Annotated in this window: 15 protein-coding genes; 9 read left to right on the top strand and 6 right to left on the bottom strand. The window is 34.0% G+C overall.

Going from position 1 to position 16,895, the window contains the following annotated elements:
• The first annotated feature begins 283 nt into the window (after positions 1-283).
• Positions 284-1,135: a bifunctional helix-turn-helix domain-containing protein/methylated-DNA--[protein]-cysteine S-methyltransferase gene (locus tag QOL71_RS17055; RefSeq protein WP_283418101.1), complete on the top strand. Its 852-nt coding sequence runs from the start codon at positions 284-286 to the stop codon at positions 1,133-1,135.
• Positions 1,136-1,202: 67 nt separating this feature from the next.
• Positions 1,203-1,955 (top strand): SDR family oxidoreductase, encoded by a 753-nt coding sequence (locus QOL71_RS17050; RefSeq protein ID WP_283418100.1) that lies wholly within the window; start codon positions 1,203-1,205, stop codon positions 1,953-1,955.
• Between the two features lie 150 nt (positions 1,956-2,105).
• On the opposite strand, the gene QOL71_RS17045 is transcribed toward QOL71_RS17050, so the two are convergent.
• The 4 genes from QOL71_RS17045 to QOL71_RS17030 all read right to left on the bottom strand — a co-directional run bounded on the left by QOL71_RS17045 (position 2,106) and on the right by QOL71_RS17030 (position 7,431).
• Positions 2,106-3,584, bottom strand: coding sequence for a lipopolysaccharide biosynthesis protein (locus tag QOL71_RS17045; RefSeq protein ID WP_283418099.1), 1,479 nt, complete (start codon positions 3,582-3,584; stop codon positions 2,106-2,108).
• A gap of 22 nt (positions 3,585-3,606) precedes the next feature.
• A complete protein-coding gene (locus QOL71_RS17040; RefSeq protein ID WP_283418098.1) occupies positions 3,607-4,455 on the bottom strand; it encodes an FkbM family methyltransferase in 849 nt (282 codons plus the stop codon).
• A 170-nt stretch (positions 4,456-4,625) separates the two neighbouring features.
• The gene (locus QOL71_RS17035) at positions 4,626-5,495 is read right to left on the bottom strand and encodes a sugar phosphate isomerase/epimerase family protein (protein WP_283418097.1); all 870 of its coding nucleotides are present in this window, start codon (positions 5,493-5,495) and stop codon (positions 4,626-4,628) included.
• 205 nt (positions 5,496-5,700) lie between these two features.
• Complete coding sequence (locus tag QOL71_RS17030) at positions 5,701-7,431, bottom strand: rhoptry family protein (RefSeq protein ID WP_283418096.1); 1,731 nt, start codon at positions 7,429-7,431, stop codon at positions 5,701-5,703.
• A gap of 208 nt (positions 7,432-7,639) precedes the next feature.
• Here QOL71_RS17030 and QOL71_RS17025 point away from each other — a divergent pair, with 208 nt between their 5' ends.
• On the top strand, positions 7,640-8,434 hold the full coding sequence (locus tag QOL71_RS17025; protein WP_283418095.1) for a helix-turn-helix transcriptional regulator: 795 nt from the start codon (positions 7,640-7,642) through the stop codon (positions 8,432-8,434).
• A 126-nt stretch (positions 8,435-8,560) separates the two neighbouring features.
• Positions 8,561-9,094, top strand: a complete 534-nt coding sequence (locus QOL71_RS17020; RefSeq protein ID WP_283418094.1) for a glutathione peroxidase — start codon at positions 8,561-8,563, stop codon at positions 9,092-9,094.
• An 86-nt stretch (positions 9,095-9,180) separates the two neighbouring features.
• Here the strand turns inward: QOL71_RS17020 and gcvT are convergent, their stop codons facing one another.
• Positions 9,181-10,260, bottom strand: a complete 1,080-nt coding sequence (gene gcvT, locus QOL71_RS17015; RefSeq protein WP_283418093.1) for a glycine cleavage system aminomethyltransferase GcvT — start codon at positions 10,258-10,260, stop codon at positions 9,181-9,183.
• Between the two features lie 201 nt (positions 10,261-10,461).
• Between gcvT and QOL71_RS17010 the strand changes: the two genes are divergently transcribed.
• Positions 10,462-10,794, top strand: coding sequence for a zinc ribbon domain-containing protein YjdM (locus QOL71_RS17010; RefSeq protein ID WP_283418092.1), 333 nt, complete (start codon positions 10,462-10,464; stop codon positions 10,792-10,794).
• A 208-nt stretch (positions 10,795-11,002) separates the two neighbouring features.
• Here QOL71_RS17010 and QOL71_RS17005 read toward each other — a convergent pair whose 3' ends face one another.
• The gene (locus QOL71_RS17005; protein WP_283418091.1) at positions 11,003-11,935 is read right to left on the bottom strand and encodes a sulfate/molybdate ABC transporter ATP-binding protein; all 933 of its coding nucleotides are present in this window, start codon (positions 11,933-11,935) and stop codon (positions 11,003-11,005) included.
• Between the two features lie 85 nt (positions 11,936-12,020).
• Between QOL71_RS17005 and QOL71_RS17000 the strand changes: the two genes are divergently transcribed.
• The 4 genes from QOL71_RS17000 (at position 12,021) to QOL71_RS16985 (ending at position 16,388) form a co-directional block, all read left to right on the top strand.
• Entirely contained in the window at positions 12,021-12,680 is a 660-nt protein-coding gene (locus QOL71_RS17000; protein WP_283418090.1) for a YceI family protein, read from the top strand.
• 146 nt (positions 12,681-12,826) lie between these two features.
• Positions 12,827-13,837: a phenylalanine--tRNA ligase subunit alpha gene (gene pheS / locus QOL71_RS16995; protein ID WP_283418089.1), complete on the top strand. Its 1,011-nt coding sequence runs from the start codon at positions 12,827-12,829 to the stop codon at positions 13,835-13,837.
• 188 nt (positions 13,838-14,025) lie between these two features.
• Entirely contained in the window at positions 14,026-15,750 is a 1,725-nt protein-coding gene (locus QOL71_RS16990) for a sensor histidine kinase (RefSeq protein ID WP_283418088.1), read from the top strand.
• Positions 15,750-16,388 carry a response regulator gene (locus tag QOL71_RS16985; protein ID WP_283418087.1) on the top strand — a complete coding sequence of 213 codons (639 nt, stop codon included), beginning with the start codon at positions 15,750-15,752 and terminating at the stop codon, positions 16,386-16,388. The genes QOL71_RS16990 and QOL71_RS16985 overlap by 1 nt, the downstream gene beginning before the upstream one ends.
• Positions 16,389-16,895 lie beyond the last annotated feature (507 nt).

The following is a 16,895-nucleotide window of genomic DNA, read 5'->3' as shown; positions in this document are numbered from 1 at the left end:
TCTTTTTTTTGTAGCCATTCTATTGATTTTTTAATTAACTTTACAAAGTAACTGATTTATGCGATTGGGAAAGCTACCGAAGGTTTAGTTCAACAACAGTTTGACAAAATGCGGGTTCAGTGCTAAATTGAATATTTGGTTTTCAAATGAACATTAGTACTAAAAAATCCATACTTTATACTCTGAGGAAAATTGAATGAGTTTAAATAATCGTCAAAATTCAGCAAGTTTCGGATTGTTTTACAGCGATATTGTTCTGACATTTGACAAATAAAACAGAACTATGGATCAACAAAAACAAATCAATTACCAAAGAATTGCTGAAGCAATAGATTATATTAAAACCAATTTCAAAACACAACCAAGTCTGGACGAAGTTGCGGAGCAGGTACATCTAAGCTCGTATCATTTTCAGCGATTGTTTAGCGATTGGGCAGGAACAACACCGAAAAAATTTCTTAAGTACATCAGTATCGAACACGCCAAAAGATTACTGACCGACCAGCAGGCAACGCTTTTTGATGCTGCTTTTGAAACAGGACTTTCCGGTACAGGACGGTTGCATGATTTGTTTATTAACATTGAAGGAATGACACCTGCCGAATACAGAAACGGTGGTAAAAGTCTTTCTATTAATTATAGCTTTGCTGAAAGTCCGTTTGGAAACCTGCTGGTTGCTTCCACGAAAAAAGGTATTTGTTATATGGCTTTTGACGATGGTGAAGCCAATACGCTACATAATTTAAAGCAAAAATTTCCGAACGCTACCCTTCACCAAAAATCAGACCTGATACAGCAAAATGCGTTGTTTATTTTTCAGAATGACTGGAGCAAATTACCCGAAATAAAATTACACTTGAAAGGCACAGATTTTCAGCTAAAGGTTTGGGAAACACTCTTAAAAATCCCAATGGGCAGGCTTTCTTCTTATCATAACATTGCTGAGCAAATCGGCAGTCCAAATGCTTCCAGGGCCGTTGGTACAGCTATCGGAAGTAATCCTGTTGCATTTCTCATCCCTTGTCACCGAGTTATTCAATCTTCGGGAAAAATTGGTGGATATATGTGGGGCAATACAAGAAAGACCGCTATCATTGGCTGGGAAGGCGCAAAAACAGGCATCTTAGAAATGTAGCAAGTTTCGGGTTTTCTGACATGGCTTACATCATAATCTTTGCAAAAGAAATTAAACAAAAAAAACAATGCAAAGATTTAAAGACAAATTCGCACTTATAACTGGCGGAACTAACGGAATAGGATTTGCCACAGCCCAGCAATTTATCAAAGAAAATGGAAAAGCCATCATCACAGGACGCAATGCTGACACAGTGAATCAAGCAGTAGAACGATTAGGACAGAACGCCTTCGGAATCGTCTCTAATGCAGGTAATATGACAGATGTTCTCACCTTGCGGAAACAAGTAAAGCAATATACGGAAAACATTGATTTTCTTTTCGTCAATGCAGGATACGGAAAATTTGCGTCGGTAGCAGATGCAGACGAAGCCCATTTCGATGAGTTATATAACATGTTGGTAAAGGGAACTTTTTTTACCGTTCAACAAATTTTGCCTTTAATGAAAACCGGAAGTGCAATTATCCTAAACACATCTTTTGTTACCGAAGTCGGGATAGCTAATTTTTCCGTGTATTCTTCTGCAAAATCAGCAGTACAATCTTTTATCAAAACGTTCGCAGCTGAGCTTACGGAAAAAGGTATTCGGGTGAACGGCATCAGTCCGGGACATATCAAAACAAACATCTATAATAATACAGGATTGAACACTGATCAAATTAATGGTGCTATACAAAGTATTCTGCCGGCAATACCATTCAAAAGACTGGGTGAGCCTGCCGAAATTGCTAATGCCGTTTTATTTCTTGCCTCTCAAGAAGCTTCATACATTCACGGAACGGAATTAACGGTGGATGCAGGAATTTCTGTGATAAGATGATGTGAATTAGTCAATACTTAATCTGACAGTTATCAACAAATTGAATAACTTTAAATCAGATTAAGTATTGACAATATATCATCAAAACCAATTCAGACTCAATTGAATAGCTATTTCATTTAATCAACAAATATTAAAAAGTCGACAACACTAAAATTTAAAAAGACTCCTGATAAAAGTTTTGTTAAGATACTTATCCAGCGGATAGATTTTCAGGAAATGATTACCTATGAAAAGTAATATCAAAACTACTGTCGGTTTATAGAAAAGATTAAGAATATTAAATTTGAAATCCGGCAAAAAAATCGCAACATTAATAGAAATACAACCTAAAATCATGGCATAAATCATCTCAATTCCCAAAGGAAAAACTTTGAATTTGATGTAGTTGAAAACGATTTTGATGATATTGAACAATGATAACGAAATGGCATAAGCAATTGCAATTCCCAAGATTCCCAAATTGGTATGTCTCAAAAAAATCATATTGGTTGTGATTGTCAAAACTGCCAGAATCAGCATGACGACAATATTGAATTTATAGTATCTTGACAGGGAAATAATGTGACCGTTAAAGCCTGTTGCCAAATCAAAAAGCATTGCAAATCCTAGAACCCAAACCACAGGTTCCGAAGAACGCAGGTCTTCTCCATTCTTCATAAAATCTGCCAGATAAGGGAATCCGACAACGATACAGCAAAACAACACCAAGCCAAGAAAGAATAAACTGAGCGAGGTCTTCTTGTGGAATCTATCTAAGTCGTTGTAATTTCCGGAAGCCAGATCTTTATTAATGATGGGTGCAGAAATATTGAATAATCCCATCTGAGGAACCGTAATCAGGGAAATGATGGCGTAGATGTTACTATAGATACCATTCTCGTGGAAATTGATAAACTCACCAATCATAAGGTTATCAATGTTAATAGCAATATAATTTCCGATATTTCCTAAAAACCCGAACAAACTATAAGTGAAAATCTCCCGGTAAAAATTGTCTTTCCTGAAATAATCCAATCCGAAATCCGGTTTGATTTTCTCCAGTCTGTTGGTATAATAGCCGTAACCTACAAGCGAAATTACAAACATCAGAAAGAAAAATCCGTAAGCCATCTTATCCGCAACGCCCAAAAAGAAAAACAGGCAAAATGCACCAATGTTGGCAATCTTCGGAATAAAATTTTCGAAGATATTCGGGATGACGATTCTTTTATAATTAGTCAAAAACTTATTGAAAACCGAAGATAAAGCCAAAACCAAAACCATTGGCAGAATCAGAAGTTTCATTTCCCACAATTTGGATTTTTGTAATTCCGGGAACAGAAAATTAACCAAAAAATAGCCTCCTGAAAAAATCAAAAAATTGATTACAACAGCCAATAATGACAACGACAACATATTGTGATGCTTACCATCAGCATTGACTCTGCTGAAAAATTTGACGTTGGAAAAACTCAGTCCAAAAACCACAATAGGAACCAAAATCTCGGCCGTCGGCAAGATGTAACGGAGCTTTCCGTAAAACTCCATATCGTAAGGAAAAATGAAAATAGACGAAAATGTTCCCAACAAAAAGCCGAGATAACCAATTATCGAATATTTTACACCTTGCCTTGCTACGACGCTCATAGTTTCTGTTTAAAGTTCTTTGTCAGGCTAAAGTTCCCGCCTCAGGTAAAAAGATAATATTATTAATGTAATCTTTGTAATTCTTCACGTTATCCGGATTCTGCTGATTCAGGAACTCTTCTGTTAAACTTGTTGGTTTCAAAGTCTTTCTGTCCAGATAATTGACTGAATATCCCCAATCTGCAATCTCGGAAATCAAAGTCCATAGATTTTCATTGTGATGGCGTTGTTCCATCTCGACCATTAGAATTGGCTGGTATTTTTTGATTGCTTTCTTAGCACCTCTCAAAGTCTGCATCTCGTTTCCTTCCACATCGATCTTGATAAAATCGAGTCTTTTAAGATTTAATTTGTCTGTCTGAGCATTTTGATGTTGTTCAGTATAAGCTTCATCAAAAACCAATTCATCCAAAGGTTTCACTTCTACTTTCTGAAGAATTGTTTTCTCTTCATTCCTTTCTCTGATAGAAGTTTGCAAGGTTCCTCTGGTATGGATTTTTTCGCCATTAATGACAGGAATTTTAAATTCAGCAATAGTAGAAACATCAGACAAAGCAACAGAAAACAAATTGACTTTTGGAAAAAGTCGTTTCAGTCTTTTGAACAATTGCTGATTAGGTTCAAAAGCAAAAATATTTTCCGGTTTGAGATGGTTTTCTAAACTGAAAAGATAAGCACCGACATTGGCTCCTACATCTATAAAAACCGAATCAGCCTTCAAAACCTCTTTGATCCAAAGAAACTCCGGCTCCACTTTTCTTTCCAAAAGATTATGAGCAGTTAGACCTTTCAGCTTTTTGAAAAATCTGCTTTTGTAAAAAGACGGCGAAATGTACTGGAGATTCTCAGCCAGCTTGCTGTAAACACTCATCGATTTTAATCATAAATAAAAGAACGGCAAAGAAAAGGCATTTATTTCACAAATCATAAAATTTTGTTAAAATAAATATTCTTTCTGAAAGATCTAACCGCAAAGTTCGCAAGGATTTTCTAACCAAAATTGAAAACATTTTTAGTTACCCAAGGTGCTGTGCTCAGTTATTATTTTGTGAAACAAGAATGCCTATCAATATACTTTTTGCTGATTTCCACACTTTCAAAAATATCTTTATCACTGGAATCCTGTTCCAGAAACCAATATTTGAGACCCGCTATTTCTTTGGCTTCGAAAATTGTTTTAAAGTCAATAGTTCCGTTTCCGACTTCCGTGAAATCTTTGTTTCCTGCTTTCATATCCTTCACGTGCCAAAGCGGAAATCTTTTCGGATATTTTTCGAAATAAGTCAAAGGATTGAATCCAGCTTTTGAAATCCAGTAAAGATCGAGTTCCATGTTTACCAAATCAGAGTCCGTATTGTCTAAAATGAAATCATAAACCGTTTTATCATCGAATTTTTCAAATTCGAAATCGTGATTATGATAAGCAAAAGCGATTTCTGCTTCATTCGTTGTTTCGCCTGATTTATTGAGTAACTGCGGAAGTTTTTTATAATATTCCAAAGTTCTTTCTTCCTCAAAAAGATATGAGCAAACCATATATTCTGAACCGATGAAATGCAGATCTTCAACCGATTTTTCCCAATCATTCAGAAGCGTTCCTTTGCTGTTATGAATAACTCCTGTCGTGTGATGAGAACTAATCACTTCCAGGCCTGTGTTTTTCAGAATGGACTGGAATTCCTTTCTTGTTTTCCCAAAAAATCCCCCATCATAGCCGTAGATTTCGAGCTGCTTAAAACCCAATCCTGCTAACCTTTCCAACGATTTCTCCAAATTCTCTGCAACAGCATCACGAATTGTATAAAGCTGAATGGCTAAAGGTTTTCTGTTATTCATAAGATTTGAAGTTCCGCAAGCATATAAACCCAAAAATCCCAACGAAGATAAGGCAATAAAATCTTTTCTGTTCATTTTTGATTTTTCGATTGTTTAAAGGTATCTATATTTTTTGAATGGATTCACACATACATCAATTATGTTTTAGTTCGCAAAGTGTCAATATCATAACATAATAATTAAAATGAATTATTTTTATTGCCCATTAAACAATTTATTATCACATTTATTAAAAAAATACAGATTCCTATATTTACCGTCTTACATAATAAAAAAGAACTTATTCTAAATTTTGTTTAATACTCCTGCTACCTATTGAGAACTTATAACCAAATTGAAACTGGTAAAAAGCTTGGTTATTACTATTTCCTGCATCATTATATGTCAAAAGTCTTGTAAAAATAGCTTGATTCGGATTTCCATTCGGATGATAAAATATTTCCGCTTCATGTTTTACTACCGGAATCCAGCTTGGAAGATTTAATAATCTTTTATCACTATTAAAATCTTCATAATTAAACCCCGAATATTCAAATTTATAACTAAATCCAAAATTATTAAATCTCTTAACATTGAGATTAATTCCCATACCATATTTCAGTGCTTTAATAGCAATTTCCTCAGGGATTTCTTCTGTTCCGAAATTGGTTTGTGTAAGATTATAATCTACAACACCAAAAACGGAAAGACTAACTGGTGCATTTTTATGTTGCCATTTAAAAGCTTCTAAATAAAGCCCCATGGTAAGGAAACGCTTTTCCACCAATTCAAAACGCATACTATCAATTTTATTAATATTAACATATTTTGATTTATCATCAAACTTGGAATAATTAACATAAGGTGAAACACTGGGCAGATATTCAACTTGTCCCAAATATTTCTTACTCCACATAAATCTGAAAGGATATGGAAACAAATAAAATTTTGCCCGGCCTTCGATTTGAGCTAATCCATTTTGTGACTGTCCAAATAATGCCAGAAAATCTGTATAAGCTCTTAGCTCTACAATTTTTTCTAAAAAAGTATTTTGTTTTATCTGATAGATTGCACCACTCTTTTCATTGGTTTTATTTCCCTCCACATCATCCTGAGGAAGTTCTACAGCTAAATCATGTGGTATATAATGATTACCAATTTTATAATTGTAGCCCATTATATCAGTAACTTTTATATATAATTTTTTTAGGGCATTATCTTGATAATGTTGATTTAAATTTTCGTTCGTGAAATCTTCTTTTCTGATAGAATAGAGATAATACATCAATTTTGTTTTTCCGTAAACTGAATAAAACAAAACGCTAATACCAACCTGGTTTGTAAAAACATGAATATCACCAGAATCATCTGTCACATAAGCAACAATATCATTAAAATAACCGTCTTTAATTTCTATTGCTAATTTTTGAAAACTATAATGTTCATCACAAAGAATCATATCATAATTATAGAATGGAAACTTTTGTCCTTTTTTAGGGATTGTAATGTCACCCAAGTAACTTTCTTTACCAACATCCAGCAGCAAGCTTTTTAGAAGTTCTGTTTCTGTACTTTTTTTATTAGAAAATAAATCTTTATCAATCACTTTATTCTCACCAAAATACAGATAGGTCTTGGTCTCTACTTTCTCAGATTTTACCGTTTCCGGAAAATAGGCTTTGTCTTCTTCTTTATAAAAGACAAATAAGCTATCAATAGTTTTTTTCTGTTCTTTTTTGATTTTCTCCAATATACTTTTATAACTCTCGACAAGTAGATAAATATTTTTAAAGATATCTTTCTGGCTTTGAATATCTCGTTGACTGTTTTTTATTTCCGTGATCAAATCCTCTGAAAATGTTGTAGTAAGATTCGATTTTAATTTTTCAAAGTTTTTTTCTAGATTATTAATTTTCTCTTTGGAAACATTGTATTGTTCTTTTAAGGAGTCTATTTCCTTTTTGTAACTATTGTTTTGTCCCCAAACCATTCCCGCCCAAAGCATATACAGTAATAATAATTTTGTTCTCATAGCTTTTATTTTTAATTAAGCATTTTTCTTTAAAACTTCACCAAAAACAAATTGGATTTCAATCAATTATGCATAACCCTGCAGGAAAAGGAATTTTCATGGCTATTGTTTTAGAACAAATATAAACCCTATATCAAACACAAGTAAATACCTTAAAAAAGGTATTTTTGAATAAGAATATTTATTAATTTTATAAAAAACTAATAATATGAATGAAAATTACCAAATCACTTCCAAAAAGAGGCATCCATTATTGAAAGTTTGGAACGCTTATCCCGATTCTTTGAGTAATACCGCTAAAAGTATTGACTCACCACCACCAATTGAACAAATTATAGGTGAAATGTTTGCTATGGGAGAATTTTATTATTATGCTATCAATATTCCTGACAGCACCATTATAAGTCCTCATATTAACATACTTAAAATTCATGGATTAAATAGATTTCCAAAATATCTTAAAGAAATCATTGATTTAATTCACCCCGATGACCTTGATTTTGTGATGGAGGCAGAGAAAATAACAATAGAAAAAATGCAGGAAATCGGTTGGGAACATCAACAGAATTTAAAATGCAGTTATTGTTTTCGTATGAGAACCCACAAAGGAAATTACGAAATGTTTCATCATCAATCTCTACATATAGCCAAAAGTGAAGACGGAAGATTACTACAGGCCATTAACATCCATACCAATATCCAGCACATCACTCAAACCAATTCTTATATTGTTCTAGTTGTAGGAATTGGGAACCGAAGTGATTTTCATCAAATCCACTATAAAAAACAAGCTGATAAACAACCACCTCAGAACACCCTCACAAAAAGAGAAATAGAAATACTGTCATTACTAGCTTTGGGCAACTCAGCCAAGCAAATCTCCAGCATGCTGGACCTTTCTTATCACACAGTGACCACACATCGCAAAAATATTTTTCAGAAAACAGATTGTACAAAAATATCAGAATTGATAAAAAAATCTCTGGAGTGGGGACTTATCTGAGATAATTGATAATTGATAATTGATAATTGATAATTGATAATTGATAATTGATAATTGATAATTGATAATTGATAATTAACCATTATTTCCCAAACTTGTTTTAAATTTGATTTTTAAATTATCTTTATGAAATATTTACTTGTTATTATGCTATCATTATTCGGATTTTCAAAAAATAAGGCTCAGGCAAAATCGATTCACAGCTTCAAAGTGGAAGCACTTGACGGTTCAACTATTGATTTTTCTAAATTCAAAGGCAAAAAAATACTGGTTGTCAACACTGCTTCCGAATGCGGATTCACACCTCAATATGCCGATTTGGAAAAACTTTACGAAGCTTATAAGGACAAATTGGTTGTCGTGGGTTTTCCAGCCAATAATTTTGGTGGACAAGAACCTGGCTCCAATCACGAAATTGCCACTTTCTGCCAGAGAAACTACGGTGTACAATTTCCAATGGCTGCGAAGATCTCTGTGAAAGGCGATGACATTGCGCCGATCTACAAATTCCTGACAGACAAAAAAGAAAATGGCGTGAAAAACACGAAAATTCTTTGGAACTTCACGAAGATTCTTCTAGATGAAAAAGGAAATGTGATTGATAGTTTCGTAAGCACTACCAATCCAATGAGCGACAGTATTACGAAGTATTTGAAATAGATTTATAATTCTAAATAAATAAAAAAAGAGTTCAAATATTGAACTCTTTTTTTTATTATCTATCAGTCTTATATATTTTATCTGATTTAAACAAAAGGCAATTTCACCACTTTCGCAGGAATATCTTTGTTTCTGATTCTGATAAAGATTTCTGAACCTAATTTGAAGTTGGGTTTATCAACATAAGCCAAACCTAACCCAATTCTTTTCATTGGCGACATTGTTCCGGAAGTTACTTTCCCGATGATATCTCCTTCCGCATCAACCACTTCATAATCGTGTCTTGGAATGGCTTTTTCCTGCATTTCGAAACCAACCAATTTTCTGGAAACACCTTCAGCTTTTTGATTTTCCAGGAATGCTTTGTTTACAAAATCTTTATCGAATTTCGTAATCCAGCCCAATCCAGCTTCAAGTGGAGACGTTGTATCATCAATATCATTACCGTAAAGACAGAAACCTTTTTCCAGTCTCAAAGTATCTCTGGAAGCTAATCCGCAAGGAATCATCCCAAATTCCTTTCCTGCTTCTGTCAAAACATCCCAAAGTTGTTCAGCATTTTCATTCTTGAAGTAGATTTCAAATCCGCCACTTCCCGTGTAACCTGTGTTCGAAATAATCACATCCGAAAAACCAGCCACAGAACCTATTGTGAAATGATAATATGGAATAGATGACAAATCTGTCTCAGTCAATTTCTGAAGAATTTCGGTTGCTTTTGGACCTTGAATGGCAATCAATGACATCTCATCGGAAGCATTCGTCATTTTGGCCCCGAATTTTTCATTGTATTTGGCAATATGATTCCAGTCTTTATCAATATTTGATGCGTTTACAACCACGAAATATTGTTCATCCTCGATTTTGTAAACAATTAAATCATCTACAATGCCACCTGTTTCGTTCGGAAGACAAGAATACTGCGCCTTTCCGTTTTCCAAAGCATCAACATTGTTGGAGGTTACAAATTGTAACAAATCTTTTGCTGTTGGACCTTCGATAAAAAACTGTCCCATATGCGAGACATCAAAAATTCCCGCTTTTTCGCGGACAGCAAAATGTTCTTCTGTAACTCCTGAATACTGAACAGGCATTTCGAATCCTGCAAAAGGAACGATCTTCGCACCTAGAGAAACGTGTTTATCATACAAAGCGGTTTTTTTCATCTACTACTTATTTATTTTTTAATGGTTAGATGGAACGCAGAAGCGTTTCATTTTTATTTTAACGATTTATTTAGTTGCGCACAAATCTAAAAATTAATGATGAATTATAGATGATGAATGACGAATTTTCTTGTCTTATGAATTATCTCATTTCGAAATATCTGTTTTTAATGTTACCTTTGCATCTCAAAATTAAAAACTATGAGCGATACAATTCTTTGCCCAAAATGCCAATCCGAATTCACCTATGAACAGGACGGAATGATGGTTTGTTCACAATGTTTCCACGAGTGGGATCCTGCTGAAGTTTCTTCCGAAGGCAAAATATTCGATTCTCTTGGAAAGGAGTTGCAAAACGGAGATTCTGTAATCGTTATCAAAGATCTTCCTGTCAAAGGAGCTCCAAAACCTGTAAAAGCAGGAACAAAAGTTAAAAACATCCGCCTACGTCCGGATTCTGACCATAATATCGACTGCAAAATTGACGGCTTCGGATCTATGGCTTTGAAGTCTGAGTTTGTGAAAAAGGCATAAAAAAAAGGAAAGTTTTGGCAGGGTAAACTTTCAAAGACTCTGATTGTTTCTTGAAAGAAACTAATTTCCAGTCCCTAAGGCAGAAAGAGAATTAACCAAAAAATTCCTTTAAATTTTCGTAAACCAAAGCTAAGAAAATTTTTTTTTCCAACCAACTGATAATGTATAAGTTATCCATATTTTATCAACAATATATAAAATGGGATAATTAAAACTTTAAAAATACGTTTCCGGAAAGTACATTTTGAGAATAAACAACGACTGATTTATTATTAATTCTAAGCTTGTTCCGGTAATGAGAACCGGCAAAAAGGCTTTCTAAAACAACAGCTTCTACTCCATTTTCTGCAATTTTTATCTGATGCGGAAAATAATGTTTTTTGGAAAGATTAAGTTCGGATTTTTCTTCCTCTGAAAAAATATTGACCTCGCCTAAAAGCTTTGCAACATAATCATTATAAGGATTTTCATAAGTTTCTTTCGGCGAATCATTTTGAATCAATCGCCCCTGTTGTAAAACCACAATTTTATCTGCCCAAGGCAAGACTTCTTCCAGATTGTGCGTCGAAATTAAAAGACTCATATTATTTTGTCTTACGTAGCTAAAAAGTTTATCCCGCAATTCAAATTTTCTGGAAAAATCAAGATTACTAAAAGGTTCATCCAGCAAAAGCATTTTCGGCAAAATCGCTAAAGCTCTGGCAATTGCCACGCGTTGCTGTTGTCCACCACTTAGATTTTTAGGCAAAACCTTCGCATAATCTGTCAATCCGACAACATCCAACAATTCTTGAACTTTTTCTTTTTTTGATTTTAAATTGATATTCGAAATGAATTTCCCAACATTATCGGCAACTGTTGCATAAGGCATCAAATCGTAATTCTGTGCAACAAATTTCATTTGAGATTCACCGGGAACCAGATTTCCTTTTGGTCCCAATAACCTGTGCCCTTCAAAAATAATTTCCCCACTCTGCCAGTCCATTAAACCATAAATCAAACTCAATAAAGTGGATTTTCCACAACCACTTTCACCTGCCAGAGCAATAATATGCCCTTCATCGACATTCAGATTCAGGTTTTGAAAAAGGGGCTGGTTGGTCTGATAATTGAAATAAAGATTTTTGACTTCTAACAACATTTTACGGAAATAGTATTTTTGGAAGTGTAATAATTTTATTATTTTAGCAAAGAACGTAAAACTAAGTAACAAATAAAACTTTAAAATGAAAAAAGCAACTTTAATCTCCGCATTATTAATCATTTCGGCTTCTGTATTGGTTATTTCTTGTGGAAAGGACAAACCGGTAACCAGCGAGAGCAACGAGGTATTGACGACCAATGACGGACAAATCTATGTCGTGGACACCCTCAACAGTAAAGCGGAATGGAAAGGATTCAAAGTTGTAAAGTCTGACAATACAAGCCACATCGGAACTTTGAAATTTGAAAGTGGCGAAGTGACCGTAAAAGACGGCAAGCTGGAAAGCGGGCAATTCGTGATTGATATGACTTCTATTGCGAATGAGGATTTGAAAGATTCGGAAAGCAATGGAAAATTAATCGGTCATCTTAAAAGCGCTGATTTCTTTGATGTAGAAAAGTTCCCGACTGCATCTTTTGAAATTACGAAACTCTCCGAAGCACCTGCAGGAAGCGATTACAACACAGTTCTGGACGGCAATCTGACTTTGAAAGGCATTACAAAGCCGACCACCTTCAATGCAAATGTAAAAATAAAAGGCAGTGAATTGAGCATCGCAACCGAACCAAAAGACATCAACAGAGATGAGTTCGGAATCAAATTTCAGATGCCAGCTGCAGAAGGTCTGATTAAAAATGAAATCAATGTTCAGATGAAAGTGAAAGCGATTGAGAAAAAATAATTTGTCTAAGATTCAATAATAATTATTCGACCCTTTCAGAGTTTAAAACTCCGAAAGGGTTTTGTTTTAAATAAAATTGTTTTATATAAGCCGTTTATTTTTATTTTAAAAATCGTATTTTTGCAGTCTATTTTTTATAAGAAATAATGCTAGAGAAAATTGATGACCTTCTGATAGAAGTACAAAATTTCCAATCTTCTGCAAAAGATGAGATCGAACAATTCCGATTAAAATTTAATGGAAAAAAAGGAATCATGAATGATTTTTATGATGCCCTTAAACAAATCCCAAATGAGCAGAAAAAAGATTTTGGACAGAAAATCAACATCTTAAGAAATGCTGTTAACGGAAAACTGGAGGAACTTAAATCTTCTTCGGAAAGTAAAATTATTCTTGAAAAAGAGGACCTTACCAGACCGGCTTTTCCTTTGGAATTAGGCTCTCGTCATCCTATCAATCTGGTTAAAAATAAAATCATTGACATTTTCAAATCGATCGGTTTTGCAGTAGCAGACGGACCGGAAATTGAAGACGACTGGCATAACTTTACCGCACTTAATCTTCCGGAATACCATCCGGCAAGAGATATGCAGGACACTTTCTTTATCGAGCAGAATCCTGATGTTCTGTTGAGGACACACACTTCATCGGTTCAGATCAGATATATGGAAAACAATGAACCGCCAATGAGAATCCTGGCGCCGGGAAGAGTTTTCAGGAATGAAGCGGTTTCTTCCCGCTCACATTGTATTTTCCACCAGATAGAAGGTTTGTATATTGATGAGAATGTGAGTTTTGCGGACCTTAAACAAACCATTCAGTTCTTCACAACGGAACTTTTCGGGAAATCAAAAATCAGAATGAGACCTTCTTATTTTCCTTTCACCGAACCAAGTGCTGAAGTGGATGTCTATTGGGGACTGAACTCAGAAACCGATTACAGAATTACCAAGGGAACAGGCTGGCTGGAAATCATGGGTTGCGGAATGGTTGATCCTGCGGTTCTTAAAAACGTGAATATTGATCCAGACAAATACTCAGGTTACGCTTTTGGGATGGGAATCGAAAGAATTGTTATGCTTCTTTATCAGATGAGCGATATCAGAATGTTCTTTGAGAATGATATCAGAATGCTGGAGCAGTTCGAAACGTTATAATTATATAATACATATTAATACTATCCTGTAAATATAGTTTTACAGGATTTTTTATTAACTTTATATAAGTTATATGTATATCCATTAACTATGAATTTTGTAAAGCAATACAATTATTAGATTTTTTATTTTTGCAGATTATGATTATCAGTAATTCAAAAATTTAAAAACTTAATAACACACAAAATATGAAATCAAATTACCCGAAATCTATAAGTTTCAGATTTAGAAAAACAGTTCATTATTTTCTTATATTTTGTATATTATTAATCCAGATTATATTAGCCGGCTTTTTCTATAACGAATTCATGTCCAGAAAGAATCTGGCTTTTGTTGAAAATCAGTTAAAAGAAATCCATTCACTGGAAAATTTAACAGATGATTCTAAGAAAGAGCTTCTAAATTCTCAGGATCATTTTCAAAAATACCTGATTACTAATGATAAAAAATACCTGGATTCTTATTTCGAATCTGTAAAAAGACTCACAAAAAACCTGGACAGTATCAACAGCTACAAAAATCCAAGGTTGGAGAATATTCTCTTACCTCAAAAAAAGGATTCGTCAGAGTTCAAAAAACTGAAAATGCTGGCAGATTCTACCTATCAGTTTTCTACAAAATCATCTTTCAAGATTGGAGAGGATGCGCCACAATTCAAAAAATACAATTTCGACAACTATAATTATGAGAAATTTGACATCCAGACCAAAACGGTTTCTGACACTGTAAAAAAGAAAGGCCTATTTGGACGTTTGGGAGATGCAATTGCCGGAAAAGTTGACGTACAAAAAGAAAGTACAATAATCACGGTAAAAAACGGAGGATTGACAACTGGTGAAAAAATCAAGTCTGATATGGACAGCATTGTGAAAACCATTAACAATCATTATTCCAAGGAAGTTCAAAAAGTCCAGGTTAATATTACCCGGAACAAAACTCACAGCAACAGGTTCTATAAGATTTTCAACAATCTTCTGATCTATGGTAATGATCTGATGAGCATCTATGATTCTGCCATAAAATCTTCTAAATCCGAACTGGAGAAAGAATATGAAAAACAGACTTCCGAAAGTAATAAAATAAGGATGTATCTGGTTTTTGGTGCGATGATCCTGATGTTTATCGTGTCCATATTGATTATGTATTTTACCAGAATCGCCTTCATTTACGAAAAAAGATTGAACTCTGCCAACAAACAAATCAATGAAAACCTTAATTTTAAAAACAGAATTTTAGGAATGCTAAGTCACGAATTGAGATCGCCTTTGAAAATCATCGGCATTTTTATCAATAGGATCAATAAAAAGACCAATGACGAAAGTATCAAAGAATATCTGAAATCAATTAGCTTCACCAATAACTCATTATTGTTACAAGCCAATCAAATCCTGGAATATACCAAAAATCAACACAAAGAAAATAAACTCGTTCCGTCGTTATTCAATCTTAAAAATGAAATAACGTCGATTCTGACTTCTATTGAACCTTACATCGAAACGAGAAGTAACAAATTCGTTATCCATGAAAATATCAATCCTGATCTGGAGGTTTTCTCTGACAAGGCAAAAATCAATCAGATTTTCATGAATATCCTCGGAAATGCTAATAAGTTCACAGAGAACGGACAAATCAGCGTTGACACAAGGACAGAATCTGTTGATGAAAATACAGTTCGTCTGGTTACATCAATCAGCGATACAGGCGCAGGGATTTCGGAAACGGATTTGGAAAAAATATTCGAACCATATTATCAGGGAGTATTATCAGAAGATGTGGAAAATCTTGGTGCAGGTCTTGGATTAAGCTTATGCAAAGAACTTGTAGAGCTATATTCCGGAAACATCTCTGTTAACAGCGAACTGAATAAAGGAACAACAGTAAAATTTTCTATTAATTTAAATATTAATAAATAATGTCAGAAACCAAAACCACTTTTCTGCTTGCTGACGATCACAGCCTTATAAGACAAGGGCTTGTCTTTATGCTGGAAGAGATTGGTTCGGATTACGAAATTCTTCAGGCGACCAATCTTTCACAGATTTTGGAAACTGTAAAAGCTAATGAAATAGATTTTGCTATTATAGATGCTCATTTTCCGGACGGAAACAGTTTATCAATTTTACCAAAGATAAAAGAAATCAATCCCAACATCAAGATCATGATTTTTACAGGTATTGATGAGGCTACCCAATCTCTTAAGTTCATCAATGCCGGCGCCAATGGATTTCTAAGCAAACTGAGCGAAGAAGAAGAGATAAAGCAGGCTATTTTAAGAATGTTACGCTACGGCCAATATATATCGCCCGTGACTCAGGAACTTCTCATGAGCTCCATGAATAATCCTCAACTTATTAATCCGCTTAAAAGCTTAACAGAAAGAGAAATTGAAATTGCAGAATTATACGCAAAAGGCTTAGGAAATCTGGAAATTGCGAGCAGATTAGACTTGAAGCAAAATACCATCAGTACGGTTAAAAAGAGGATTTTTGAAAAGCTTAATATCGAAAACATTGTAGAATTGGCAGAATTAATTAAAAATAATCACGATTAATTCAGATACAATTAATAATCTTCACTTATACACTTTTTGCTTGTAGAAAAATATCTACAACCCCTTCGACATACATCTATTGTGTTTTCTTGTTTAGAATATCGATTTACTGATATTTTTGTATCAATAAAAGTCAACAATTATAACCAATCTACAATAATTATAATTTGGAACTTTTTGATTCTGAAAACACACATAATGAAATTAATATCTTTTTTACAGAGCCAACTGGCTCTGTAAAGGATATTAAGTATCTAGCTATGATTTCTTACAATAGATATGCAGTACTATTAATGCACTTCTTTCCAGGTAAGAACTCAAATTTAGATTAACTAACACTACAACTAAAATGAAAATGAATAACCGAAAAGAAATCGCATTTGCGATGTATGGATTCGTCCTTATTATCTTATTGGATATATTGTTTTTGTTATTTGCAAAAAAATTTATTGCAATTGATAAGGTCTTGCTGTACAGCTGCTTTTTTGTTGTATTTATGTTTTGTAC

This window comes from Epilithonimonas pallida (assembly GCF_900182975.1).
In the GTDB taxonomy this organism is placed as follows: domain Bacteria; phylum Bacteroidota; class Bacteroidia; order Flavobacteriales; family Weeksellaceae; genus Epilithonimonas; species Epilithonimonas pallida.
Note: the sequence above shows the minus strand (reverse complement) of the source record. Positions and strands in the feature narration are given on the sequence as shown.